Here is a 24,429-nt window from a genome sequence, read left to right on the forward strand (position 1 = left end):
AGAAAACGAATCTCGTGCAAATAGGGGTTCGTTTTTTTGTATAGAGATTGTTATAATTTAGATAGATTTCTATAGATTGCAACAAAAGGGGGAGCGATATGAGGTATAACCGCAATGAAGCGTTTCGCTTCGCATTCAAGGAACCGCTCAATGCCCGTTTTTCTATTTATGAAGTGAATGGGAAAGCGGTTGAAACGACAGAAGGAGAAATTCAGCTGTTGGACTTAAGTCCGAGCGGCTCTAAAGTGTATTCGGAACTGAATATCCCCTTTAAAGAGAACAATCCCGTTAAAATTGTCATGCACTTTCAATTAAATGAAGAAAGCTATCAATTTAAAGGCAAAATTGTCTGGAAAAAGGTATGGAGCGATGGATTCATGTATGGCGTGTCGTTTCTTATTAATGAGGATATGCAGCAGGAGATTGTGAAGCAGCTTAAAGTATATGTTAAAAATGTGAAAAACTAAGAAGAACCACCGGCAGCGCACATGGCGCAGCCGGTGGTTTTTTTATCCTATTAGCTTTACCACATAGGACCGGTTGTGTCTCGGGCCGTCAAATTCACAAAAGTAAATGCCCTGCCAGGTGCCGAGAACAAGCTTTCCATTCTCGATCACCAATGTCTGAGCGTGGCCGACCGTGCTCGTTTTTAAATGTGAGGCTGTGTTTCCCTCTGCATGCCGGTCTTTAGGATGCTCCCACGGATACACTTCATCAAGTCGCATAAGAAAGTCTTTCTTTACGTCCGGATCCGCATTTTCATTCACGGTAATTCCAGCTGTTGTATGGAGCGAAGTGACAACGGCGATTCCATCTTGAATGTCCTGGCTTGCAATCCAGTCTTGTATATCAGAGGTGACGTCGATCATTTCGTCTCTTGAGGTGGTGGTTAGGTTAAATTTGTTTATCATTTTTATCTTCCTTTCTGGGCAGACCGCTGGCAAGCGCTCGCATTCTTCGTTGCTCACCCCAGTCCAGATGCTCATTGCCCTTTTAGGCAACTCCGCTCTGTCCTGGGGTTCGCGCCTTGAATGACAAGCGCTTTCAGCTAGTCTGCAGACCGCTGGCAAGCGCTCGCATTCTTCGTTGCTCATCCTGACCCAGATGCTCATTGCCCTTTAAGGCAACTCCGCTCTGTGTCAGGATTCGCGCCTCGAATGTCAAGCGCTTTCAGCTGGTCTGCGGACTGTCTTGTTTAGTAATTTTTTCAGTTGGAAAGGCTTCTTTGTACTTAATAAGTCTTAGTAAACACTCGCATTCTTCGTTGCTCACCCCAGTCCAGATGCTCATTGCCCTTTTAGGCAACTCCGCTCTGTCCTGGGATTCGCGCCTCGAATGTCAAGCGCTTTCAGCTGGTCTGCGGACTGTCTTGTTTAGTTATTTTATCAGTTGTAATGAATTCTTTGTACTTGGTTAGTCTCAGCAAGTGCTCGCATTCTTCGCTGCTCGCTCTGCCCCAGATGCTCATTGTCCTTTTAGGCAACTCTGCTCTGTGTCGTGATTTGCGTCTCGAATAAATAGCTGTTTCAGTTAGTCTGCGGATTGTCTTGTTTAGTTATTTTATCAGTTGGAAAGTCTTCTTTGTACTTAATGAGTCTTAGTAAACACTCGCATTCTTCTCTGCTAATCCCGTCCTGGTGCTTCTAAAGCGGAGCTGCCCTGAGTATGGATTAGTTATGCTAGTCTGCATCGTTTTTGATTTTAAGATGTTGTTGAAACTTTTCATCTATTTTAGTACATGGACAGTGAGGAGGCAACTGTTCAGGTGGGATGAATCTTATAGTAGCAGATCCGGTATTATTTCGGGTTTGCTTTTTTAGTTGTTCTGCCTATGTAGGAAGCTTTGTTTTTATAGAACTGGAAGTCTTTTTTGTGATGGGTGGATTTGTGCTTTTTTAGTGTAACTGATTTAAGCCCGAAGCCATATAGTAATGCAGAGAGGTGTCAGGATGAAAAGGCTAATTGATTTTTTATTGTCGAGCATTCTCATCGTATTGCTGTTTCCGTTGGCTGCTGTTATTGGATTTATTGTTTTGGTACGTATTGGTTCGCCCGTTTTGTTTAAGCAGGTCAGGTCCGGGCTTCATGGCAATCCTTTCACCATTTATAAATTTCGCACGATGACGGATGCTCTTTCTGCTTCAGGAGAACTTCTATCAGATGAAGAGAGACTGACACCCTTTGGCCTTTATTTGAGGAAGTATTCGCTAGATGAGCTTCCTCAGCTGGTAAATGTGTGGAAGGGGGAAATGAGCTTTATTGGACCGCGTCCGCTGCTGATGGAATATGTGCCTTTGTATACCCGTGAACAGGCGAGAAGGCTGAAGATTAAGCCTGGAGTGACGGGGTGGGCGCAGGTAAATGGAAGGAATGCAATTTCGTGGGAGCAGAAGTTTGAATTGGATGTCTGGTATGTGGAGAATTGTTCTCTATGGCTGGATGCAAAAATTTTTTGGATGACTGTGATGAGAGTGGTCCGGCCAAAAGGAGTCAGCCATCCGGATTCGGCGACGATGAAGCGATTTGAGGGGACTGTAACAGAGGAAAGAACAGAGTAGAAGAATTACCATGCTTTTAGAGTGCCGGATGAAGTGCATTTTTTTGAAAGAAAGGAAGAGCAAATAAATGAATGAGCAAAAATTAAGTTTTTCAAGCTTTTTTTCTATTGTTTTAAAGAGGTTATGGATCGTAATTATTTTTACAATCGGAGCAGTTGCAGCGAGCGGTTATATTTCGTATCAGGTTATTGAGCCGACCTATGAATCAAAGGTGGATATCGTTGTGGCAGGCAAGCAGACTGCGGAGAGCCCGATTTTGACGAGTCATATTGATGATTCGCTTAAGCTGATCTCAACCTATCAGGATATTTTGATCAGTCCGTATATCTTAAAGGATGCACAAAATCGTCTGCAAAAAGACGGCCACACCATTTCATTTAATGAAAAAGACGTAACAGTTTCCAGTACACAGGATTCTCAAGTGATTGAACTGCGCGTCGAATATTCCAACGCGACAGAAGCAGCTCTTATTGCCAATGCAATCGCTACTTCTTTTGATCAAAAAGTACAGCATATTATGAGCCTGGATGAGAAAAATTCCAAGGTGCTGAATAAAGGAACAGTTAATAAAGATCCTATCTTCCCTCAACCGATGCTGATTATGGGAATTACACTGGTTCTCGCTTTAATTTTCTCAATGTGGCTGACTTTTGCTATTCATCGGTTAAAAGATCAAAAATAAAAACGGTTTATGCTGCCCTCCCACAGCAAGGTGACTACACCGGTTTAATAAGGAGATCGTGAGGAGCATGCCACTTAAAGAAAATCCTTCAAACCTTTTTATTGTTTCTGCTGTTTCCGCTGCCGTGTCTTTTATTACCGGTATCTGGATACGAAACATCCTGGGTCCTGAAGAATATGGGATCTGGCTGATTTATTCACTGTTTTTAGTGTATGGCTACTATTTGCAGTTTGGAATTTTGGAGGGCTTTAGCAGGGATGTTCCGAGAATGCTTGGACAGGGCCGGTTTAAAAAGGCAGATGAGATTAGAAGCACCGCACTCGTGTGGATTCTGATGTCCTCAGGAATGTCTTTTTTAGGGGTTATTGTTCTTTTGATTCTGCCATTAACCTTTTTTGAGACCATCATGGGTGTGATGGCGCTGCTGCTTGTTCCCTTTCAAAATCTGGTTCTTTTTTTCAACCATTTTTATTTAACCGTTCAGCAATTTAATAAAGTGGCAGTGATTCAGCTGATCATCGGCTCCCTCCAGTATGTGGTGATGGGGATTTGCGCCATATTCATTGGGATTTACGGACTTTTTCTTGGCGTGCTGATCGGCAGTGTTGCCGCCCTGACGTACAGCAGGCTGAAAATGAAGACGAAGATTCCGCTGAAATGGCATAGCGGGCTGTTTAAAAAATTGCTGAATTACGGCTTTCGCATTACACTGATCGGTATTTTGCTGAGTCTTTTTACAACGATGGACAGATTGCTGATCTTTGCTTTCTTCGATTCTGTTTCTGTAGGAATGTATGGCATCATCGCTTTTATTTATCAGGGAATTATGGTGCTGCCATCTGTTTTTCATCAGGTGATGTATCCAAAAATCAATTACCAGTACGGAGCAACAGGAAAAAAGAAGGCTCTGATGCCCATTATATTGGAGCCGACCATTTTGCTTTCTTATATCAGCCCGATTCTTCTCGGGATTGCATTTTTTGTTTTCCCCTGGTTTGTACAAATCTTTATGCCTGAGTATGTGGCGGGTACGACTGCTGCAAGAATTGTAATTGTAGGCATGTTCTTTTTTATTTGGGCAATGCTGTATGCTCATTATTTAACGGTTGTCCACAAGGAATGGAGCTATTTAAAGGTTCTATGCTGCGGAGTATTAATCAATGCAATTATCAACCTGATTATGATCCGGCTCGGCTATTACATTAACGGTGTGGCTCTTGGTACTGCGGTATCGTATATGCTGTATCCGCTTTTGTTAATGTTTGTCTGCTTCAGGGATATGGGGCTGAAGTGGTCGGAGTATGTGCGTCATTTTGGCACTATTTTACTTCCTTTTGGCATCATGGTCAGCCTGATGGCAGTCATTGAAGCCATTCCTATTCATTTTATCGTGCAAATTAGCTTGTACTTGCTTTGCTATCTCCTTTTTCTATTCGTTTCCTCTAACAAAATGCCGCTTCTGTCGGCTTATAAAGATAAGGGCTTTCAGATCATAGGGAAAAAATTAGGAATGGTAAAGAAATATGAAGCAAAGTAATTCTGTTCGTATTGCTTTTTGTCAATTGTAATCTGTGCACTAAAGACTGGTAGGTGATCGAATGCCATTTAAAATTGTGTTACCGGATAAAGCACTGTGGCTGTTTTTTTGGGCAGGCTTAATGCTTATCGCTGGCGCACTCGTGCCTGTAATTGGTACGACGGCAGCCATCTATTTTCTAATCGTCGTGTTATCTGGTTTAATTGCTGTTTTCTTTTCCACCCTTTTTGGACATCCGCCGCTTGTGCTGAAAATTATCCTTTTAGCTATTTCGGTTCGCGTTGTGATGCTGGTCCTGCTGAAAATTTATTCCTATCAAAATGGCCTGGACGGCTTTTTTCCCGGCGATATTGATGCTCTTGCTTACCATGGAGATGCTGTAAAAGCGCTGGCGACCCATTCATGGTATGAGGCATTACAGGGAAACCTGTCCTATACGATTTTTGTCGCTTTTTTATATAATTTGTTTGGCATTGACATGATGATTCCTCAGCTGATCAACCTGGGGGTAACGGTCATCATTGTACCGTTGTTGTATGAACTTGGTATGCGAGTTGGAGGAAAAAAAGCAGCAGTAGCGGCCGCTTTGCTGTGGAGCTTGTTTCCGAGCGCCATTTTCTGGTCCATCTCGTTATTAAAGGATGCCTTTGTTGTATTTGGTATGGTTCTTGCAAGCTTTCTTGTTCTTTCCCTGACAAAAGCTAAAATTTCTGTTGTGGATCTCGTCATTGGACTGAGCGGGGTTGTCGTTATCTCCTATATGCGTCCTCAGTTTTTATTGGCGATCTCGATTCCTGTACTGATCTACCTCGCTGTCCAGTTTTTCAGAGGAAATAGCAGCTTTTTGCGCAACTGTATTTTAATTATTGCAGCAGTAGGTGTGTTCAGTGCCACATCGGCTGGCGATATTATCGTGCAGACCTTTGGCAATTCCACTTCAGATGAAGGGGTCGACCGCATTAATGAAATAGCGCTTGACGGGGGTTCAGGAATTCATATTGTTACGCTGTTTTCTCCTGAAATCCGCTGGCTTGTTCAGCTTCCATTCTCTATATTTGCTCCATTCCCATGGCAGTGGTTTTCATTTAGCCAGGCAATCTATTTAATGTCGGCATTTGAAATGCTTTGCTGGTATGTACTGTATTACTACATGTGGAAAAACAGAAAAGATATATTTGAAAATCATACAGGGAAAATGATTTTTCTGTATGCGTTTTCCATCTTTATAGCGGTTTCCTTTAGCCTGCCGAATATCGGATCCATTTATCGCTACCGGTTGGCTGCCATGGCCATGCTGCTTCCACTGATCTTTTTTACTGCCAGAAAGAAAAATAAGAGAGCCGGGCCTTTATGAAGAAAAACATTCTTTTCGTGACAACGATCGTCCGGACCGTTGAAGCGTTTCTGATTCCACATATTCAATCTTTCCTTGATCAGGGCTATGAGGTCGGGGTGGCTGCGAATATCGATGGGACTTCCGTGGACTTTCTAACCCGTCTCGGCGTCAAGGTTCACCATGTTCCTTTTAGCCGCTCTCTTTTTCATTTTGGCAATGTAAAATCGTTTTTCAAAATGAGGCGCGTATGCAAGGGCTATTCTGTTCTGCACCTTCATACACCCATCGCCTCTTTTTTAAGCCGGATGGCCGCTTCCTCTAAACAAAAAACACTTTATACAGCGCATGGATTTCATTTTAATGAACAGGAGTCCTGGTGGAAAAATAGTTTCTTTAAAGGAATGGAAAAAGTAGCCGCAACTAAAACAAGTGAACTGGTTGTGACAAACCAGGATGACTTAAAAGAAGCTCAGGTTCTTTTCCCGGCCCTCTCACTTCATTACGTTGAAGGGGTAGGCGTGAATATTGAGCACTTTAGCCCGCATCGGATAAATTTAAAAAATCCCAGGCACGTAAGAAAAAGTCTCGGGCTCCTTCCCGGAACAAAAGTGATCGTGCATATCGCAGAGCTGAATGAAAATAAAAGACAAATAGATGTGGTTGAAGCGGCGTCCCTGCTGCAAAAAGAAATGACTAATTTTGTGATTTTGTTAATTGGAAAAGGACACTTGCAAAAGGAGATTCAACAGGAGATTTGGAACAGAAAGCTTGAAAAGCATATTCGCTGCATTGGATTTGTTGAAGATATTCCTTCTGTCTTAAACATTGCACATATCGGGCTTCTTGTTTCCCTGAGAGAAGGGCTGCCGCGATCCATAATGGAAATGATGTCAATGGAAATTCCGGTCATTGCGACCAATATTCGCGGCAACCGGGATTTAGTCCAAAATGGGAAAACTGGTTATTTAGTCGATGTGAAGTCACCTGCCCAAATTGCACAAAAATGCAGGGATCTGCTTGAAAACGAGGAACAGGCAAAGCAATTTGGCATACTTGGCAGAAAAGTAATCGAAGAGCAGTATTCATTGCCTATTATTCTTAAGAAGATGGATAGCATCTACAAAAAGCTCTGGAATCAGCAAGATTAAACAGGTGAAAAGCCTTTGAAGGGGCGGGATGGAGTGGGGAAGAACTTAATTATCATCGGCTGTGGAGGACATTCCAAGGTAATTGTGGACATTATTGAGCACATGCCTCAGTTTCGAATTTTAGGGTTGATTGATGATGATCCTGTGCGGCCATCGCATTTTCAAGGCTATCCTGTGTTAGGTGACACAGCTTCGATTAAAACGATAAAAGAACCTGTTTTTGGCGGAATTATTGGAATTGGGGATAACTGGTCACGCAAAAAAGTAGCGGATGTGATTAAAAAATCAAATCCAAACTTTCCATTTATCACGATTATTCATCCAACTGCTTATGTAAGTCCAAGATGTCATATCGGTGCCGGCACCGCCATCATGGCTGGAGCGATTATTAATAGTGATGTAAGCATTGGGGAGCACTGTATTGTAAATACTCTTGGGTCTGTTGCTCATGATTGTGTAATTGGAGATTATTCAAGCGTTGGACCTGGCGCACATTTAGGCGGAAATGTTGTGATTGGAGACAATTCCGCTGTTTCGCTTGGCGCGCGGATCCTTCATGGGCGAACGATTGGAGATCATACGGTGGTGGGGGCAGGCGCCACGGTAACAAAGGATTTTGGTGATCTGGGTGTCGTTTACGGAGCACCGGCAAAATGGATCAGACCGCGTCTTCAGGAAGAAACATATTTATAAAGCGGCAGAAGGAGGGAGCACAATGAAAAAAATCCTCATGATGAACTCTACTAAAGCTTATTTGCCTCAAATAGATGCCACCATTCAATATTTTGATAAAAAAGAGAGCGGTTTTAAATTTTTTGACTCTGCTCAAATCGGCTCTTTTTCGTTTTCTGACTTCGATGCCCTATGGACATTTCCAGGAATTGATCGGTCAGCACCCGATGGAATGCCGCTTATTCATGAATACGCATCGTTATCTACAGGCATATTTCCAAAGGGGAAAAATATGATTAAACGTAGCCTGAATCAAAAGCCGGATCTCCGGATTTTTTTAAATGAGTTTGTTGAAAATGGAATGCAGTTTAAAGATGAGGTCGTTTCTCTTCAGCGGGACATGGGAGTAGATGATCTTTTTTTTCGTTATCAGGACAGGGTAAAGCAATATGATTGTGTTTATATTGGTGCGATTACGAAAGCCAGGGGCATCGATCATTTTCTCAGACAGTTTAAACAGCTGAAGGAAAAACGCTCCCTGTTAATGATTGGAACTGTACCGGATGATATTTACGAAGAATTTAAAGCAGATGATCATATTATTTTTACAGGCAGCATCCCATACAAGGACGTGCCAAAATACGCCTCTCAAGCTGTTTACGGCATTAATTATATGCCGGATAAATACCCCTATAACCTTCAAACTTCCACAAAGCTGCTGGAGTATTTAGCCATGAACCTGAGGATTATCTCAACGGAGTATAAGTGGGTCAACTACTTTAAAGAAAAACACAATCTGTCTTTTATTACCGTGGATGCTTCCTTGTCGGATTTGGAAAAGAAACTGATCAGCCACCCCCCTCAGTCCATACAAAAAGAATTTTTGGAATCCTTATCCTGGTCCAATGTCATCAAAAAATCAGGCCTTGAACAACGTATGAATGATCTTTTTAGCCAGTATAAAAACCTTTCAGGAAAGTGATGTGAAGACGGAATGGGCGCTAAACCGGAAAGGATTTTTCTCTCTTCACCACATATGGGTTCAGCCGAGCAATTGTTTATCAATGACGCCTTCGATACAAATTGGATTGCTCCTGTAGGTCCGCATCTGACCAAATTTGAAGAAGAAGTGGCGGCTTACTCAGGGACAAAAGGGGCCGTTGCGGTCACTTCCGGAACAGCAGCTATTCATTTAGCGCTTAGAGCTCTCGGGATAGGTTCAGGAGATGTTGTTTTTTGTTCTTCCTTTACATTCGTAGCAAGTGCAAATCCGATCCTCTACCAGGGGGCAAAACCGGTGTTCATCGATTCGGAACCGGAGAGCTGGAATATGAGTCCTAAGGCGCTGAAACGGGCTTTGGAGGAAGCGGAGAAAAGTGGACAGCTGCCTAAAGCCATTGTTGCAGTAAATTTATACGGACAGAGTGCAGATTATGATGAACTAAAAAAAATCTGTGAGCGGTATCAAGTGCCGATTGTCGAGGATGCGGCTGAGTCACTTGGCGCCACCTATAAAGGCAAAGCCAGTGGAACATTTGGTGAATTTGGCATTTTTTCATTTAATGGAAATAAAATCATCACCACTTCAAATGGCGGCATGATCGTCTCAGATGATATGGATGCGCTGCAAAAAATCCGTTTCTGGTCCACACAGGCAAAAGACATTGCGAAATACTATCAGCACAGCGAAACAGGGTATAACTACCGCCTGAGCAATGTCCTTGCTGGAATTGGCCGCGGGCAGCTTATGGTGCTTGACGATCGGGTGGAAGCACGCAGAAGAGTTTTTAACCGCTATCAGGAAGCATTCAGCGGCTTAAGAGGGATTCACTTTATGCCCGAGACAAAGCATGGCCGTTCAACCCGCTGGCTGACTGCCTTAACACTTGATTCCTCTGTGATCACCGCTCCTCCTGAGAAAATTATAGAGGCCTTAGAAGTACAGAACATTGAAACCCGAAGATTGTGGAAGCCCATGCACAGACAGCCGTTATATGCTCACTGCAATTATTATCCTCATGACGAACAAACCAGTGTATGTGATTCGCTGTTTGCTTCTGGACTTTGTCTCCCTTCCGGCTCAAATTTGACCCCATCTCAGCAAAATAGAGTCATTGATGCTCTGCTCCCGTTTTTTGTTCAGCGCTGAAAATGCACAATGCCCTTCCTGTTAAGCCAGCATTTACACACATGCATTCCCTCCACCTCAGGGAAGGATAGGTGATACTGTGGAAAATCGAATAGTAAGTGAAATAAACAGCTTTACATGTCCCTTTGAGCAGCGGATTGCAACAGTCGGCACCACTGCCAGAGATTCCCTGCCATTTGCTGTTCTGCCAAGAAGAACGGCACTTGGATATGAAGCGATCAATTTCCTGGTCGTTTCACCTGACGCAGCCAGGGAATTATTTTCATTAGTAGATCCCCATGTCGCCTATTTGTTTATCGATATCGAATCAAAAAAAGAGATTGATTTGCTGCAAATTGCCAAAACCATTGTAAAAAAAGCTCGAATCATCGCCTATAAACCAAATGATACAACGCTTGAAGCTGCCGATTTGTTTCTCCGGCATTCCTTTAAAGATGAGCTCGAAAACAAAAAAATGCTTATTTATGGAGCAGGCAATCTAGGTTCCAAGCTCGCACTGCGATTGGCTGAAAGGGGCTGCAGCATTTATTTAAGCTCCAGAAATGATGAAAAAACAAAAGAAATTGTGAAGGTATTGAACTATCTTCTTCCTAAATTTGCGAAGAATAAGATTCACTATCTTAAAACCGGCACCTATGAGCCTCTGGAGTTGGATTGTCTGATTTCGTTTACCTCATCCTCTCATGTCATTCCACCTGAAATGGCCGTCATGATGAAAACAAAGAGCGTGGCACTGGATGGAGGAATTAATAACTTTACCCCCCAATTTATTTTAGAAGCGAGCGGTAAGGAGATTACCTGCTACCGGCTGGATGTAAGAGCGGCTTTTCCTCATACGCTTTTATATTTGATTCAGTATATACGGGATTTTTATACGAATATTCAAGGAGAAGTGAAATGGGACAACGGCATTAGAGTGGTGGCGGGAGGAATCATTGGCAATGACGGGGATATTGTGGTGGACCGCATTCAGCAGCCTACCCAGATTGTCGGGATTGCAAATGGAGTGGGCGGCTTGAAGGATGAGCAGGATTATACAGCAAAAGATCAGTCGCAGCTTACTGTTTTCCGGAAATCGCTTCAGCAGGAAAAACGATAAAAAACCTTCAGAGAGATTCACGAATTCGATGATCGATTCCTGAATCATTTTCTGGAGGTTTTTTCTGAGCATGCATCAGGATACTGAACAGAAATAAATTATTGTCCGTTTTCATCGCCTGATAGCAAATAGGACGGGACAATTTCTTTTAAACATTTTTTAAGATCTTCTGTTTGTTCTTCTTTTTCATTATTTTTAATCAAATCTTTTAGTCTTTGGATTTTCTCCGGCATATTGTAGTTTTCAATTTCCACAGGCTGCGCAATGAAAATCAGTTCATGCTTTGAGGACCGATTGCCTTCCTCAGCTGACAGCAGCTCTTCATAAAGCTTTTCGCCAGGCCTCATCCCGGAGTACTTTATTTCAATGTCTTTACCCGGCGTAAGGCCGGATAGGGTAATTAAATTTCTTGCAAGGTCGCTGATTTTTACCGGCTCTCCCATATCAAGTACGAATGTCTCGCCTCCTGTTGATAGGCCTCCTGCCTGGATCACAAGCTGAACTGCTTCAGGAATGGTCATAAAATACCGTGTCATATCAGGGTGAGTGACCGTAATGGGGCCGCCTTCAAGAATTTGCTGTTTAAATAAAGGGATCACGCTTCCTCTGCTCCCCAGAACATTTCCAAAGCGCACAGCAGCAAATCGGGTGGAACTGAAGGAGTTGATGTGCTGAATGTAAAGCTCGGCAATTCGTTTGGTAACTCCCATGACGCTCGTCGGGTTAACCGCTTTATCCGTAGAGACGAGAACAAATTTTTCTGCCCCGCTTTCATGAGCGCACTCAGCCATGATACGTGTGCCAAATACATTATTTTTAATGGCTTCGGTCGGATTGTATTCCATGAGGGGAACATGTTTGTGGGCAGCAGCATGGAAAATAACCTGTGGATGGAAGTCGCGGAAAACACGCTGTATCCTTTTCCGGTCCTGTACGTCACCAATGATCGGCTCAATTTGCAGCTGAGGAAAACGGCTTCTCAGTTCTCTTTCAATCAAGTAAATACTGTTTTCACCATGACCAAGAAGAAGGAGGGTGGATGGACTGAATTGAGCAATCTGCCTGCACAGCTCGCTGCCGATTGAACCGCCTGCCCCGCTGACGAGAACAACTTTATCGGTTAAGTAGCTTGCGATTAAATCAAGATCGAGTTTAATTGGAGCTCTTCCCAGCAAATCCTCTACTTTTACTTCCCGGATGGTGGTCGCAATCCGTCCATTTATAATATCGTTAATTCTCGGGAGAATTTTCACATCAATCCGGTGGTCCTTGCAAATCGTAACAATTGCAGAGATCTCAGGGCCAGAGGCGGAAGGAATCGCGATAATAACCGTTTCAATGGCGTATTCCTTAATGACTTTATGAATGTCGTGACGAGACCCAACGATTGGAATACCGCTTATTTCTGCATCCAGCTTATCCAGCGCATCATCGATGAAGGCTACAGGATAAAGAGGGGAGTTATGTGATTTTCTTAATTCATTCAGCACAAGCCGCCCTGCATTGCCCGCGCCAATAATCAGTGTGCGCCGTCCGTTCTCATTTCCGGTCTCTCTAAGACTGTAGCGTATTTTTGTAAAAATCCTGATAAATGATACTCCGCAAACGATAAAAACCCAGCTAAGCAAAAATAAAGCAAATGGAATCGCATATCCGTTAATCTTTTCAAGTAAAACCTGCGCGCTCCAGCAAACTAAAATCGACAGGATTGCCGTTTTTGATATGAGATAAAACTCATAATGACTCACATACCGCCAGAAATTTTTGTACACATTAAAGTATAAAAATGCTCCGATGAACGTGAGGGAGTAGAGCAATGTCAGATAAACAGCTTCAAGCAGGAAATCACTAAAATAAGGTCCAAGCAGCAAGTAGCAGCTTCCGGCAACTGAAGCAAAAATGATGAAGATATCTGTCAAACTGGAAAATAAAATCCGTTTATTTCTCTTCAACTTAACTCCTCCATTTTTATTTTTAATTCGCAGCCTGCCCGACTTTTTTATCTGGTTCAACTGCCCAGAGAAAAATCTAGTAAGCTACTCTCTTTATATGATAAAAACCGGAAATTGGTGATGGGCAAAGAGCAAAAAGGGCAGGTGGGATAAGGGTTTACTCTATTTTTCAAGAAGCCGCTGTTTCTCACATGAAAAAGCTCGGGACAAGCCTTCAATTGAACGTCTAAAGCCTGAGGTTGAATCGTCAAAAAGGTATAAAGCCTTTTGGACCTTAAGCATCAAACCAAAATAAGCAGTTGAATAATTCAGCCCAGCTTTCATTCGAGATTGTTGAGCGAAAAGATCTGTACGATCGATTACTGGCTTATATTTTTGTGGAGGGTGTTTCTATTCTGGAAACATCGCTTAGGGAAGGTGTAGGTCGTGCACATATGTATACCCTCCGAATCCTCATCATTTGGACGGTTATAAAGTTGCCGAAGAAGAATGGGAAGCTGAGGGTCCGGGGTTTTGGTCAGTAGAACTATGCAACTTCAGATAGTTTCGATCGTGATGTGGTGACGATTTTTCCAAATGGAGCAGCACATGACCCTTCAGCATATCTGCCTGGATTGGATCGTGATAAAGATCATTAGGCGTGTAAAGCATGAGGGGAAGTTTCATATTCTTTTTTTCATTCAAGCTTGAAATGGAAGTACTGTATTAAGAAAGGATCTGTAAAATTTCAAAATAGAATTTCAACTAGATTTATATAAGGGTTTGTACTTAGATGGATAGTATAAACAAAAGATTAAATGGATTATAAAGCAACCTGAATTAAATCTGCCTCGAGTATTTAGTGTGGAAATGGAAAAGGCAAAAAAGACTACTAGAATAAACACTAGTACTAGTGTTTATTCTAGTAACTTCTGAAGTTACTTTATAGAATTACTTAAGTCTTTTGAGTGGTCTAAACTAGTCTAGCACCTGCGAAACTAGATCGCTGGTCAATAGCAACTGTACCTGGAGTGGTACTTAATGCAAAGATCTCTACTGTATCGCCTTCATTTAGCTTAACTATTTCACTAAGGTCTACTACATTAAAAAATACAGCATTGAATCCTGTATAATCTGCCTCTACATCTTGACTAGCGCCATTAATAACTAAGTTCATTCCAAATTCATAATCAACGTTATCGTCATCGGGATCAAATGATAGTGTAGCAGTAAATAAATACACACCTGCTTCTTTTGCAATGAATGTAGATGTGGTTCTATTGTATTCGTAGCTTAGATCAAACTGTTCATCATTAAAGGAAACTTTAAAATTCACACGCGCTGTTGGAATGGGAATTGCTGCATTTTTAAGTGCCCTGAAAGCTGATTTACCTTCTCTTGGCTTTACCCTCCCACAACACTTTCTTGCGTTCACATTACCAGAATGATTGTTATCCAAAAAGATCACCTCCTTATCTATTAACTATAGTATTTAAAAATAAGCCAATAAGAATAGGTGCTAGTCTTAGGATGTCAATTTATAATGATTTGGAGTGAAAAAAGTGCTTAAAGCTGATGTTTACTTGATAAAGAACTTTCTCTTAAATCATTTGTGGCTGGATTCACGGCCTGATCAAAAATCACCTAATGTTTTTCATCAGTCCATATTTATTTAATGAAAGGGTTCACGAGAACGCTTTCATAAATACAAATGTTAATATATTCTGAAAACTTATTGCGATTGATGTCGCAAGTTAGTATGATATGACATACACAGTTTCGATTTGGTTAAATCGTTTGGCAGCTATAGATGCAGGGAAAGGGTGGAGACAATGGACAAAAAGAAAGATATGCGAATCCGGAGCAAAGTAATCAGTGAAGGTGTGAACCGGGTGCCAAACCGTTCCATGCTGCGGGCAGTCGGCTTTACAGATGAAGATTTTAAAAAGCCTATGATTGGAATCGCCAGCACATGGAGCGAAGTAACCCCTTGTAATATACATATCGATGAATTAGCCAAACAGGCAAAAGCAGGAGCGAAAGATGGCGGCGGAGCCCCGATGATCTTTAATACCATTACCGTGTCAGATGGTATTTCAATGGGCCATGAAGGAATGTTTTACTCACTGCCAAGCCGTGAAGTCATTGCAGACTCGATTGAAACAGTTACCAATGCAGAACGACTTGACGGTATAGTAGCGATTGGCGGCTGTGACAAAACCACACCAGCCTGTGTAATGGCGATTGCCCGTATGAATATCCCTTCTGTTTATGTATATGGAGGCACGATTCAGCCTGGAAAACTGGACGGCAAAGACATTGATATCGTGTCTTCCTTTGAAGCAGTGGGTCAATATCAGGAAGGCATCATCGACGACGAACAGCTCTACAAAGTTGAATGCCATGCATGTCCGGGGGCAGGAGCCTGCGGGGGCATGTATACAGCGAATACAATGGCTGCAGCAGTTGAAGCACTTGGCATGAGTATACCTGGATCTTCTTCCACACCTGCTATTAATAAATACAAGGAATCAGAATGCCGTCAAGCAGGCGAGCTCGTCGTATCCTTACTTGAAAATGATATTTACCCCCGTGATATTATGACAAAAAAAGCGTTTGAAAATGCCATCACGGTTGTCATGGCTCTCGGCGGCTCAACCAATGCTATTTTACATTTGCTGGCCATGGCTCATTCAGCAGATGTGGATTTATCGCTTGATGATTTTGAAAGAGTCCGCCAAAATGTCCCGCATTTAGCCGATTTAAAGCCGAGCGGAAAATATGTCATGCAGGATTTGTTTGAAGTAGGCGGGGTGCCTGCAGTTATGAAGCTTCTGCACGAACAGGGACTCATTCATGGAGATTGCCTGACAGTGACGGGGAAAACCATTGCTCAAAACCTGGAAAGCGTATCGCCTTTAAAAGAAGGACAGCAGGTCATTAAACCTTTCAATGAGCCGTTTAAAAAGACCGGACCGCTTGTTGTGCTCAAAGGAAACCTGGCGCCGGACGGGGCAGTAGCGAAAATGTCCGGGCAGAAAATCAGTCGTTTTGAAGGACCGGCCCGTGTTTATGATAGTGAAGATGAGGCCGCAAAAGCCATTGAAGATAACCAGATCAAAGAAGGGGACGTCCTCGTAATCCGTCATGTGGGTCCTAAAGGCGGACCTGGGATGCCGGAGATGCTGTCGATTACAGCGATGATCGTCGGCAGGGGGCTTGGCGGCAAAGTCGCGCTGATGACAGATGGCCGTTTTTCAGGCGGTTCACATGGCTTTGTCATTGGACATGTTTCCCCTGAGGCACATGTGGGAGGACCGATTGGACTCCTGAAGGAAGGCGACACGATTACAATTGACAGTGATACACAGGAAATCAATTTCAACTTGTCCGAAAGTGAGCTGGAAGAGCGTGCGAAGGCCTGGATCAAGCCTGCTCCAAAATTCCGTAAAGGCATGCTGTCAAAATACACGCGCCTCGTTTCTTCTTCTTCAAAGGGAGCGGTAACAGATTTGGATGAAGAATAATTCGTTCATCAATCAAGAACGGTTTGTGTTAACACTATAGGTATGAGTCGAAAAAGGAGCTGGAGACAATATATGTCTCTGGCTCCTTGACCGTTCACTTCGCTTCAGGCGGTCGCTTTCCGCAGGGACGGCGTTGAGACTTTTCAGGGCCTTGCCCTGTAAAGTCTCAGCTTGCCTTCAAATCCTGCAGGAGTCGCCACCTTCCGCTCCGCTCACCTCATACTTACGATAAATATCCGCCTCAGAAATTTTTAGATAAGTTCCAGTAAATTTATAATCCTTAAAAGCTCTGTTCAACATGATTAAAATTCGGTACCATATTATCTTTGAACATAAACCGGGTTATTAACAAATTATTACCGGTTTAAATCAAAACACGCTTTTCACATAGAGATAATGATAATGAAAAAACATTGATTCTTCTTTCAACATGTAGGGCGATTGCTTTTATTTCTCTAAATTTCTGTTACATACATTAGACGAAGATATTATCTCTCCGTTTTCTAATTTCCAAAATTTATATTAGTGGTTTTGACATATCCATCATATTTTTAAACCCGAGATTTTCATAAATCTTTCTCCCACTTGAACTTGACCACAATCTTGCTCTTTTGGCCCCTCTTTCTGTAAGCCATAAACAGACATCATCTACCAATTTATAAGCTAACCCATTCCTACGATGATTTTTCAAAGTATATACCGCTAACAACCATCCAAAAAGACTAAGTTCCTGTGAAAGCGGGTATGCATACTCTGACCTGATCAGACCACCTGCACAAGCAACAATTTCACCTTTATTATCAATGGCAACTCTAAACTTTAAATTATCTAACTCAGTCTCCTTTATAAATAAATTTCTAACTTCTTCAACCCTCTGCAGATCTGGCTTTGGGATCCCGTCAACCTCTTCCATTTCACATACCATCCTGTACCAATAGTCAGCCATAAGAGGTATCTCTTCATTAGTGGTCCATCGAGTTTTATACATTTTATTACCTCCTGAAAAAAAGTGATACTTTTTAATAAATAAAACACAGGCAATTTTCTCGATTCTCTTCTTCACTTATGGTTAGATAAAATCAAGAAGTGAAATTTATCAGCCAGGAGTGATGATGGTGAATGTACAGATTTGGTCGGATTATGTTTGTCCGTTTTGTTATATAGGGAAAAGAAAGTTTGAAAAGGCGCTGGAGAATTTTGCGCATAAGGACCAGGTGCAAATTGTTTATAAAAGCTTCGAATTAGATCCCAACGCCCCCTTGCATGCTGACCAGGATATGATTGAAACACTTGCAGGCAAATATGGCACAAGCCTTGAACAGGCGAGAGAAATGACCAGAGGAGTCACACAGCAGGCGAAGGAAGTCGGACTTGCGTATGATTTCGATAAAATGAAGCGTACGAATACACGGGACGCTCACAGGCTGACTCACTGGGCTGCCTCCCAGGGGAAAATGGAAGAACTAACAGAGCGTTTACTCCAGGCGTACTTTATTGAATCAAAGCATATTGGAGAGCATGAAACACTTGCACTCCTTGCAGAGGAAGCAGGTTTGAATAGAGAAGAAGCCCGGGAAATACTAACATCTGATGCTTTTACAGCCGATGTGGAAAAAGATATAAGCAAAGCTTCCCAGATTGGCGTTACAGGCGTACCGTTCTTTGTTTTTGAAGAAAAGTGGGCTGTTTCTGGTGCACAGCCGGTAGAAGCGTTTGAAGAAGTATTAAATAAGGTCTGGGAGGAACAGCAGGGATCAGGTCTGATTCACATGACCAGTAAAGAAGGATCAGATGATCAGGCATGCAAAGATGATTCTTGCGGTATCTAAAAATCGCCCGGGAGCTTAGACAGCTTCCCGGGCGATTATTTACTATGGTTTAATTAGTATGGTCATGCAGTGATAGTTTGTTTAAGATACCTTATCATGTTCTTTTCGGATGGCATCCCAGCATTCAGTTCCTTTTATGCCAAGCTTCCCAGGGGAGAAGGTTGGATCAATGCCCTGATTTTTCTGCGTTTCATAATCTTTCAGTGCAATGATAGCAATTTTACCTAACAGCACGATTCCTATAATATTAATCAAGGTCATAAGAGCCATGAATACATCGGCAAGAGCCCAGACAAGACCAAGACCCGCATAAGATCCAAACATAACAAGTCCCATTGTCAGGAATCGATAGACATTAAGTGCGATTTTGCTTTTCTTAATAAATTCAATATTTGTTTCCCCGTAATAGTAGCTTCCTACAATTGAACTGAACGCGAACATAAAGATCGCTGCAGCCACAAAGATTCCGGCCCAGTCACCGATTTGAAGACTCAGTGAGCTTTGCAGAAGCTGGATTCCTTCCAGTCCGCTTGCTTGATAATCTGTATTTACCAGAATAATAAAAGCAGTAGCCGAACAAACGATTAAAGTATCGACATAAACACCAAGCGTCTGAATAAAGCCCTGCTTTGCCGGGTGGCTGACATTGGCAGTAGCAGCCGCATTCGGTGCACTACCCATACCCGCTTCATTGGAGAACAATCCGCGTCGCACACCCTGCATAATAGCAGCACCGATCCCGCCGCCAAGCGCCTGTTCAAAACCAAATGCGCTGCTGATGATCGTTGAAAATACAGCAGGGATCTGGGTGAAGTTCAGCGCAATTACGACTAAGGCAATTCCGACATACAAAACGGCCATAATCGGAACGATCACGCTTGAGAAATTTGCAATACGGTGAACACCGCCAAAGATAATCAGTCCTGTTAAAAGTGTAACAGCCCCGCCGACAATCAAACGGTCAATTCCAAATGCGCTCTCAAATGCAAGGGCAATTGTATTACTTTGAACAGAGTTAAAAATTAATCCGAATGTAACGGCGATTAAAACGGCAAAGATAATGCCAAGCCAGCGCTTATTTAATCCTTTTTCAATGTAATAAGCCGGCCCTCCCCGGTATGCTGAACCGTCCCGAACCTTATAGATCTGGGCGAGTGTGCTTTCAATAAAGCTTGTCGCACCCCCCAAGAGTGCCACAACCCACATCCAAAACACAGCACCCGGACCTCCGACCACAATCGCAACAGCAACACCAGCTAAGTTACCTGTTCCGATTCGGGTAGCAGCTCCAATCGAAAAGGACTTAAAGGAACTGATGCTTTTCATTCCGTCCACGACGACCGACTTATCACCGAGCACCCGTACCATTTCTTTCAAGTAGCGAAACTGAACAAAGCGTGTAGTAATTGTAAAATAAAGACCTGCACCAAGTAAGGCAGCAATAAGAACGTAACTCCATAAAAAATTATTGGCACTATCAATGATACCTTGCATTCTTTCATCCCCTTTTTTTGAATTATCTGAATATGGAATAATATACACAGAAATTTTAATTAAGTAAATAGTAATTTTAGGGAATGTAAATCTATGAAAACCCTTTCTGTAAAGGGTTAAGGATGGAAATGATGAAAAACCTGCAATTTTTTGCATTGTAATTTCCAGAGAAAAAGAGGATAAAATATTATGGCTTCAAGACTTTTAATCACATTTTAACGTAAAAATTTCCATTCGAAAATCGAAATATTCTGTAAATATTTATTTTTAAAAAAAGTGCGAAACCGGGAAAGTTTCGCAGAAAAATCAGGAATTAAAGTATGTTTTAATCAGCATTCGATATTTTTCGTCTGTCAAATCAAGCTTATTTCTGCCGCTCTTCTTCAACAAATTTTGTGTATTGGGGTCTTCAAATACGACGGACCGGGATAGATAGGACCGGAAGACATTCATCGGTTCGTTAATCACTTTGTCGCTTTCCGTCAGGCGATCAGGGTCATTGACCAGCTTCAATTGCGTCACTCCGCTAATTTCTCTAATCCAATTCATGACGTCTTTGTTTTTAGGAGCATGGTTATTTGCAATATGGTAAATGGCAGAGGGCGCAGCATGAATGGCAGCGGCACTTAATACATCGACTACATAATTGACCGGGACAACATTATTCGATGCTTCCTCGCTGCACAAAAGTCGGATCTCATGGTCTGAGGAAATCCTCCCTCGCTGAATTAGTTTTTTTACAAGCGCTACAGCTTTTAAAAGACCGTATAAGGCAAATGTTGTATCTGCTTCACCGGTATTGGAATCACCGACAATAATAGCCGGACGGAAGATCGATACGTTCAGAGCATCGCGCTCCTGCCAGACAAGATGCTCAGCATGGCCCTTGCTTTCTTCGTAATCATTCACGAACGTGCGGGATAAAGAATGAAGGTCCTCCTTTCCATAATCATCAAGCCCAAGCGTATAAGCAGTACTGATATGAAAGAATGAAGGAATCTTAATTTTATGTGCAAAGTCAATGGCGTGTTTTGTCCCTTGAACATTGACAAAAAACGTTTTTTCGCGATCTTCAGGATCAAAAGATAAATAAGCTGCAGTATGGTAGAGTATATGAAGCTGACCCAGCAGTTTTTCCTGATCAGCCCGGTCCACTCCAAGCATTTCTTTTGTGACGTCTCCGTAAACCGGATGAACCCGCTTTGCTTCTTCAGGAGAAAGAGAAGCCAGAATCGCACTCTTCTTTTTTTCGCTGCGGACAAGAGGAAAGAGGGTATGTCCGTCTTTTAAAAGGGATTTAACTAATTTAGTGCCTACAAATCCAGTAGCACCTGTTATCATGATATTCATAGGTGTCTCCTTTTTAAATGCAAGATTCTTTTAGTATAGCAGACACAACGTTGAATCTTAACTGAAGAAACGACAAATACTGCGCAGAGAAGAAAAAAGGTATAATAGAGCGAAAGAGGTGTATGCATTGAAAGAATTTTTATCGCTCGGTCTTTCCCAGAAGGCCGGCACACAACTAGAAAAGCAAATGATTTTAAACCCAACGGATGTGCAGAAAAAAGCCATTCCCATCCTGCTGGACAATAAAGACGTATTGGTACAGGCGAAAACAGGAACAGGAAAAACACTCGCTTTTTTGCTTCCTGCTCTTGAAAAGATAGATCAGTCCAATCCTACGCTGCAGGCGCTTATACTAGCTCCTACCAGGGAACTGGCAATTCAGGTAACCGAAGAGTTAAAAAAGCTGCAGATAAGTGATAAAGAACCATCTGTTTTATCCATATATGGCGGCCAGGATTTAGATAAACAAGTAAAAAGCCTGGCGCGCGGCGTTCAAATAGCCGTTGCAACACCGGGAAGGCTGCTTGACCATGTCAGACGGGGAACCATCGATTTGGCGACGGTAATGACGCTGATCATAGATGAAGCAGACCAGATGCTTCATTTCGGCTTCCTTGAAGAAGTAGAGCAGATTATCGAACTGACAAGCGAAGATAGGCAGATGGGGTTATTTTCTGCAACGCTTTCCAAGGATATTCGCAAGCTTGCAAAGCGTTATATGAAAAAGCCTGAAACCGTACAGATCAGGGACCAGTCCAGCATGGTGGAAGAAATTCAGCACTATGTCATTGAAGTAAGCGACAGGGAAAAGCTCGGGGCATTATGTCAGACGATTGATGAGGCCAGGCCATTTTTAGGGATCATTTTCTGCCGGACGATCCGACGGGTAAGCAAGCTGTATGGAGAGCTGCGATCACGAGGCTATCTTGTCGGGGAATTGCACGGCGACCTGTCTCAATCAAAAAGAGAAAACGTAATGAAACAATTTCGAACCGCCAAGCTGCAGCTCCTTGTCGCAACCGACGTAGCATCAAGAGGAATTGACGTAGAAGGGGTTACCCATGTTTTTAATTACGATGTTCCGGAGGATGTTGAAGGCTACATCCACCGCATTGGAAGAACAGGGCGTGCCGGAGAAGATGGGGCGGCATATACGCTGTCAGCTCCAAAAGATAAAGATTTGATGCGTGATATAGAGCAGGGAATCCAATACGAAATTCCCAGAAAAATGGTAGAAGTGAACGCATCAGACTATGACAGGCATGAAGGTGCTTCAAAAAAGGATTCCATGAGTGCTAAAGAAAGAAAAGAAGAAAAGATTGAAAAAAATAAAAAACGACAGCAGCGATACAGCGGCAGTCATACTGCACCTAAAGCCTCACCGAGTAAAAGAAGAGGAAGATCTTAAAAAAAGACGACCCCGCAGCCATTTCCGGACTGCAGGGTCGTTTTTCAGTTGCTGAGCTTCCAAGTCCAAAGTAAACGACTTAAGAACCTCCGGCTTTTCTTCTCGTATTAGCTACTTTCTTTGCTTGCTGGCTTTTCATTTTCTTTTCATTGCCAGGTCCCTGAGAAGCTGCATTAGCATTAGATTGATTTTTCTTGTTTGCAAGCTGCTGCTTCACTAAATCCTGTAAACTTACCTTCTTCTGTTCACTCATGAAATCGATCCTTTCCATAGCAGGTATCCATAATTATAATCCATGCCTTCTCCTAAAGAAAGATAAACAGCCGATTCAAATTCGCAATAATGAAAAAAAGTGATGTAAACTAAAAGTAAATGGGGTCAGACCCCTTTTGTTTGGTAACGTACTAAAATCATAAGAAAAGTGATCTGAAGGTCTATTTTTTTCGTTATCTATACAAAGGCTATTCAATTGCAGGGAGGTGCAAGTCTTGGCGAAAAAGCTACTGTTATCGATTTTAGTTGGAATTGCAGTATTTATGGTGTCATATGGCGTCATGATGGCTGCACAAAAATATACAGGATCTTCTGCAGAATCAAGCGGCGCAGAAGAAGGGAGCACCTCTGAGGCGCAAAGCAGAGAAGAAGATGATCTTGGATCTCTTGGGGAAGAGATTGAGACGAAACCTGAAAAAGAAGAAGAGTTTCCTATACTAGATAAAGACAAAGAAAAATATGAAGAGCTGCTGGCAGTTCAAGAAAAGGAAGTAACGCCTTTAACCCCGGTAAATGTCTCCATCCCTTCGCTTGAGATAGAGGCTGATATTATTCAGGTGGGAATTGAAGAAGATGGGGCGATGGAGGTTCCTGAAAATGTAAATGAAGTCGGCTGGTTTGAACCGGGTACGAAGCCGGGGGGAGTCGGAAACTCTGTATTAGCAGGACATGTAGACAGCTATGAAGGACCGGCGATCTTCTTTGAGCTTCGAAATCTTACAGAAGGGGACGAGATTATTGTCACAGGAGAAGAGGGTGAACCGTTGACGTTTGTCGTGACCTCCATGGAATCATACCCGGCTGATGGCGCTCCGCTTCAGGAGATATTTGGTCCCTCTGACTCCAGAAATCTTAACTTAATTACGTGTACAGGTCCCTTTGACCGGGAAAGCGGCCAATATCCAGACCGGTTAGTTGTTTATACTGAACTTGTAGAAGAAGAACCGGAAGAATTGGAATATGAACCGACAGTGCCAACCAATGTAGCTCTAACAGGCAATCAGTTTTCATGGTATGCGGTGCGCGATCAGGAAGTTGTGGGTTACCGCATTTACAAAGAGCTGGAGGACGGAACGAAAGAAAAAATTGAAAGTGTAAGTTATTATGAAAGAAAAAGCTTAATTGTAGAAGACCCTGAAGCGGTCTACTCCGTCACGGCTGTATCCATCGATGGAAAAGAATCAGAGCATGGTTATCTGACTGAGGAGTAGAACTGCAGGACATTTTGAAAGTACATGATGTTTGAAGCAGGCCGGGACATAATTGAAAAAGTTTTAAAAACGTTAATATGAGTCGAATGGATCGGGTATATCAGCAGAAGATGGCGGCAAGTTGAGTTTCAGGCTTTGGTTCTGGAAAGGTCTAGCGCCATTCCTGCCAAAGCGTGAATCGGTCCAATGGTCTGGGGCATTTTTGTCCCAGGCTTTTTTTGTCTG

General features: G+C 42.6%; 21 protein-coding genes. 14 read left to right on the top strand and 7 right to left on the bottom strand.

Annotated elements, in window-relative coordinates; translation table 11 throughout:
- Nucleotides 1-98 precede the first annotated feature (98 nt).
- Nucleotides 99-467, top strand: a complete 369-nt coding sequence (locus P6709_RS08085) for a PilZ domain-containing protein (RefSeq protein WP_278240387.1) — start codon at nt 99-101, stop codon at nt 465-467.
- 42 nt (nt 468-509) lie between these two features.
- Here P6709_RS08085 and P6709_RS08090 read toward each other — a convergent pair whose 3' ends face one another.
- The gene (locus P6709_RS08090; RefSeq protein WP_278240388.1) at nt 510-911 is read right to left on the bottom strand and encodes a secondary thiamine-phosphate synthase enzyme YjbQ; all 402 of its coding nucleotides are present in this window, start codon (nt 909-911) and stop codon (nt 510-512) included.
- 1,038 nt (nt 912-1,949) lie between these two features.
- Here P6709_RS08090 and P6709_RS08095 point away from each other — a divergent pair.
- From P6709_RS08095 to P6709_RS08135, 9 genes are all read left to right on the top strand, one after another.
- Nucleotides 1,950-2,558: a sugar transferase gene (locus P6709_RS08095; RefSeq protein ID WP_278240389.1), complete on the top strand. Its 609-nt coding sequence runs from the start codon at nt 1,950-1,952 to the stop codon at nt 2,556-2,558.
- A gap of 67 nt (nt 2,559-2,625) precedes the next feature.
- The gene (locus P6709_RS08100) at nt 2,626-3,240 is read left to right on the top strand and encodes a YveK family protein (RefSeq protein ID WP_278240390.1); all 615 of its coding nucleotides are present in this window, start codon (nt 2,626-2,628) and stop codon (nt 3,238-3,240) included.
- A 67-nt stretch (nt 3,241-3,307) separates the two neighbouring features.
- On the top strand, nt 3,308-4,777 hold the full coding sequence (locus P6709_RS08105) for an oligosaccharide flippase family protein (RefSeq protein ID WP_278240391.1): 1,470 nt from the start codon (nt 3,308-3,310) through the stop codon (nt 4,775-4,777).
- 61 nt (nt 4,778-4,838) lie between these two features.
- Nucleotides 4,839-6,131, top strand: a complete 1,293-nt coding sequence (locus P6709_RS08110) for a hypothetical protein (RefSeq protein ID WP_278240392.1) — start codon at nt 4,839-4,841, stop codon at nt 6,129-6,131.
- Nucleotides 6,128-7,261, top strand: a complete 1,134-nt coding sequence (locus P6709_RS08115; RefSeq protein WP_278240393.1) for a glycosyltransferase family 4 protein — start codon at nt 6,128-6,130, stop codon at nt 7,259-7,261. Before P6709_RS08110 ends, P6709_RS08115 begins: the two co-directional genes overlap by 4 nt.
- A 33-nt stretch (nt 7,262-7,294) precedes the next feature.
- Entirely contained in the window at nt 7,295-7,954 is a 660-nt protein-coding gene (locus tag P6709_RS08120; protein WP_041060970.1) for an acetyltransferase, read from the top strand.
- A 22-nt stretch (nt 7,955-7,976) separates the two neighbouring features.
- Complete coding sequence (locus tag P6709_RS08125) at nt 7,977-8,915, top strand: glycosyltransferase (RefSeq protein WP_278240394.1); 939 nt, start codon at nt 7,977-7,979, stop codon at nt 8,913-8,915.
- Between the two features lie 12 nt (nt 8,916-8,927).
- Entirely contained in the window at nt 8,928-10,082 is a 1,155-nt protein-coding gene (locus tag P6709_RS08130) for a DegT/DnrJ/EryC1/StrS family aminotransferase (RefSeq protein ID WP_278240395.1), read from the top strand.
- Nucleotides 10,083-10,161: 79 nt separating this feature from the next.
- Complete coding sequence (locus P6709_RS08135) at nt 10,162-11,181, top strand: hypothetical protein (protein WP_278240396.1); 1,020 nt, start codon at nt 10,162-10,164, stop codon at nt 11,179-11,181.
- Between the two features lie 98 nt (nt 11,182-11,279).
- On the opposite strand, the gene P6709_RS08140 is transcribed toward P6709_RS08135, so the two are convergent.
- Nucleotides 11,280-13,133, bottom strand: coding sequence for a polysaccharide biosynthesis protein (locus tag P6709_RS08140; protein ID WP_278240397.1), 1,854 nt, complete (start codon nt 13,131-13,133; stop codon nt 11,280-11,282).
- A 952-nt stretch (nt 13,134-14,085) separates the two neighbouring features.
- A complete protein-coding gene (locus tag P6709_RS08145; protein WP_278240398.1) occupies nt 14,086-14,571 on the bottom strand; it encodes a C1q-like domain-containing protein in 486 nt (161 codons plus the stop codon).
- A gap of 373 nt (nt 14,572-14,944) precedes the next feature.
- Here P6709_RS08145 and ilvD point away from each other — a divergent pair, with 373 nt between their 5' ends.
- The gene (gene ilvD, locus P6709_RS08150) at nt 14,945-16,639 is read left to right on the top strand and encodes a dihydroxy-acid dehydratase (protein ID WP_278240399.1); all 1,695 of its coding nucleotides are present in this window, start codon (nt 14,945-14,947) and stop codon (nt 16,637-16,639) included.
- 517 nt (nt 16,640-17,156) lie between these two features.
- On the opposite strand, the gene P6709_RS08155 is transcribed toward ilvD, so the two are convergent.
- Entirely contained in the window at nt 17,157-17,627 is a 471-nt protein-coding gene (locus tag P6709_RS08155) for a GNAT family N-acetyltransferase (protein WP_278240400.1), read from the bottom strand.
- Nucleotides 17,628-17,754: 127 nt separating this feature from the next.
- Between P6709_RS08155 and P6709_RS08160 the strand changes: the two genes are divergently transcribed.
- Entirely contained in the window at nt 17,755-18,468 is a 714-nt protein-coding gene (locus P6709_RS08160) for a DsbA family oxidoreductase (RefSeq protein ID WP_278240401.1), read from the top strand.
- A gap of 81 nt (nt 18,469-18,549) precedes the next feature.
- Here P6709_RS08160 and P6709_RS08165 read toward each other — a convergent pair whose 3' ends face one another.
- Together P6709_RS08165 and P6709_RS08170 are read right to left on the bottom strand one after the other, a co-directional pair.
- Entirely contained in the window at nt 18,550-19,962 is a 1,413-nt protein-coding gene (locus P6709_RS08165) for an alanine/glycine:cation symporter family protein (protein ID WP_278240402.1), read from the bottom strand.
- Nucleotides 19,963-20,268: 306 nt separating this feature from the next.
- The gene (locus P6709_RS08170) at nt 20,269-21,312 is read right to left on the bottom strand and encodes an SDR family NAD(P)-dependent oxidoreductase (RefSeq protein WP_278240403.1); all 1,044 of its coding nucleotides are present in this window, start codon (nt 21,310-21,312) and stop codon (nt 20,269-20,271) included.
- Nucleotides 21,313-21,430: 118 nt separating this feature from the next.
- Here P6709_RS08170 and P6709_RS08175 point away from each other — a divergent pair, with 118 nt between their 5' ends.
- Nucleotides 21,431-22,720, top strand: coding sequence for a DEAD/DEAH box helicase (locus P6709_RS08175; protein ID WP_442905309.1), 1,290 nt, complete (start codon nt 21,431-21,433; stop codon nt 22,718-22,720).
- A gap of 79 nt (nt 22,721-22,799) precedes the next feature.
- On the opposite strand, the gene P6709_RS08180 is transcribed toward P6709_RS08175, so the two are convergent.
- Nucleotides 22,800-22,973: a hypothetical protein gene (locus tag P6709_RS08180; protein ID WP_278240405.1), complete on the bottom strand. Its 174-nt coding sequence runs from the start codon at nt 22,971-22,973 to the stop codon at nt 22,800-22,802.
- A gap of 235 nt (nt 22,974-23,208) precedes the next feature.
- Between P6709_RS08180 and P6709_RS08185 the strand changes: the two genes are divergently transcribed.
- On the top strand, nt 23,209-24,204 hold the full coding sequence (locus P6709_RS08185) for a class F sortase (RefSeq protein WP_278240406.1): 996 nt from the start codon (nt 23,209-23,211) through the stop codon (nt 24,202-24,204).
- Nucleotides 24,205-24,429: the final 225 nt, after the last annotated feature.

Source organism: Jeotgalibacillus sp. ET6 (assembly GCF_029667115.1).
Lineage (GTDB): Bacteria > Bacillota > Bacilli > Bacillales > Jeotgalibacillaceae > Jeotgalibacillus.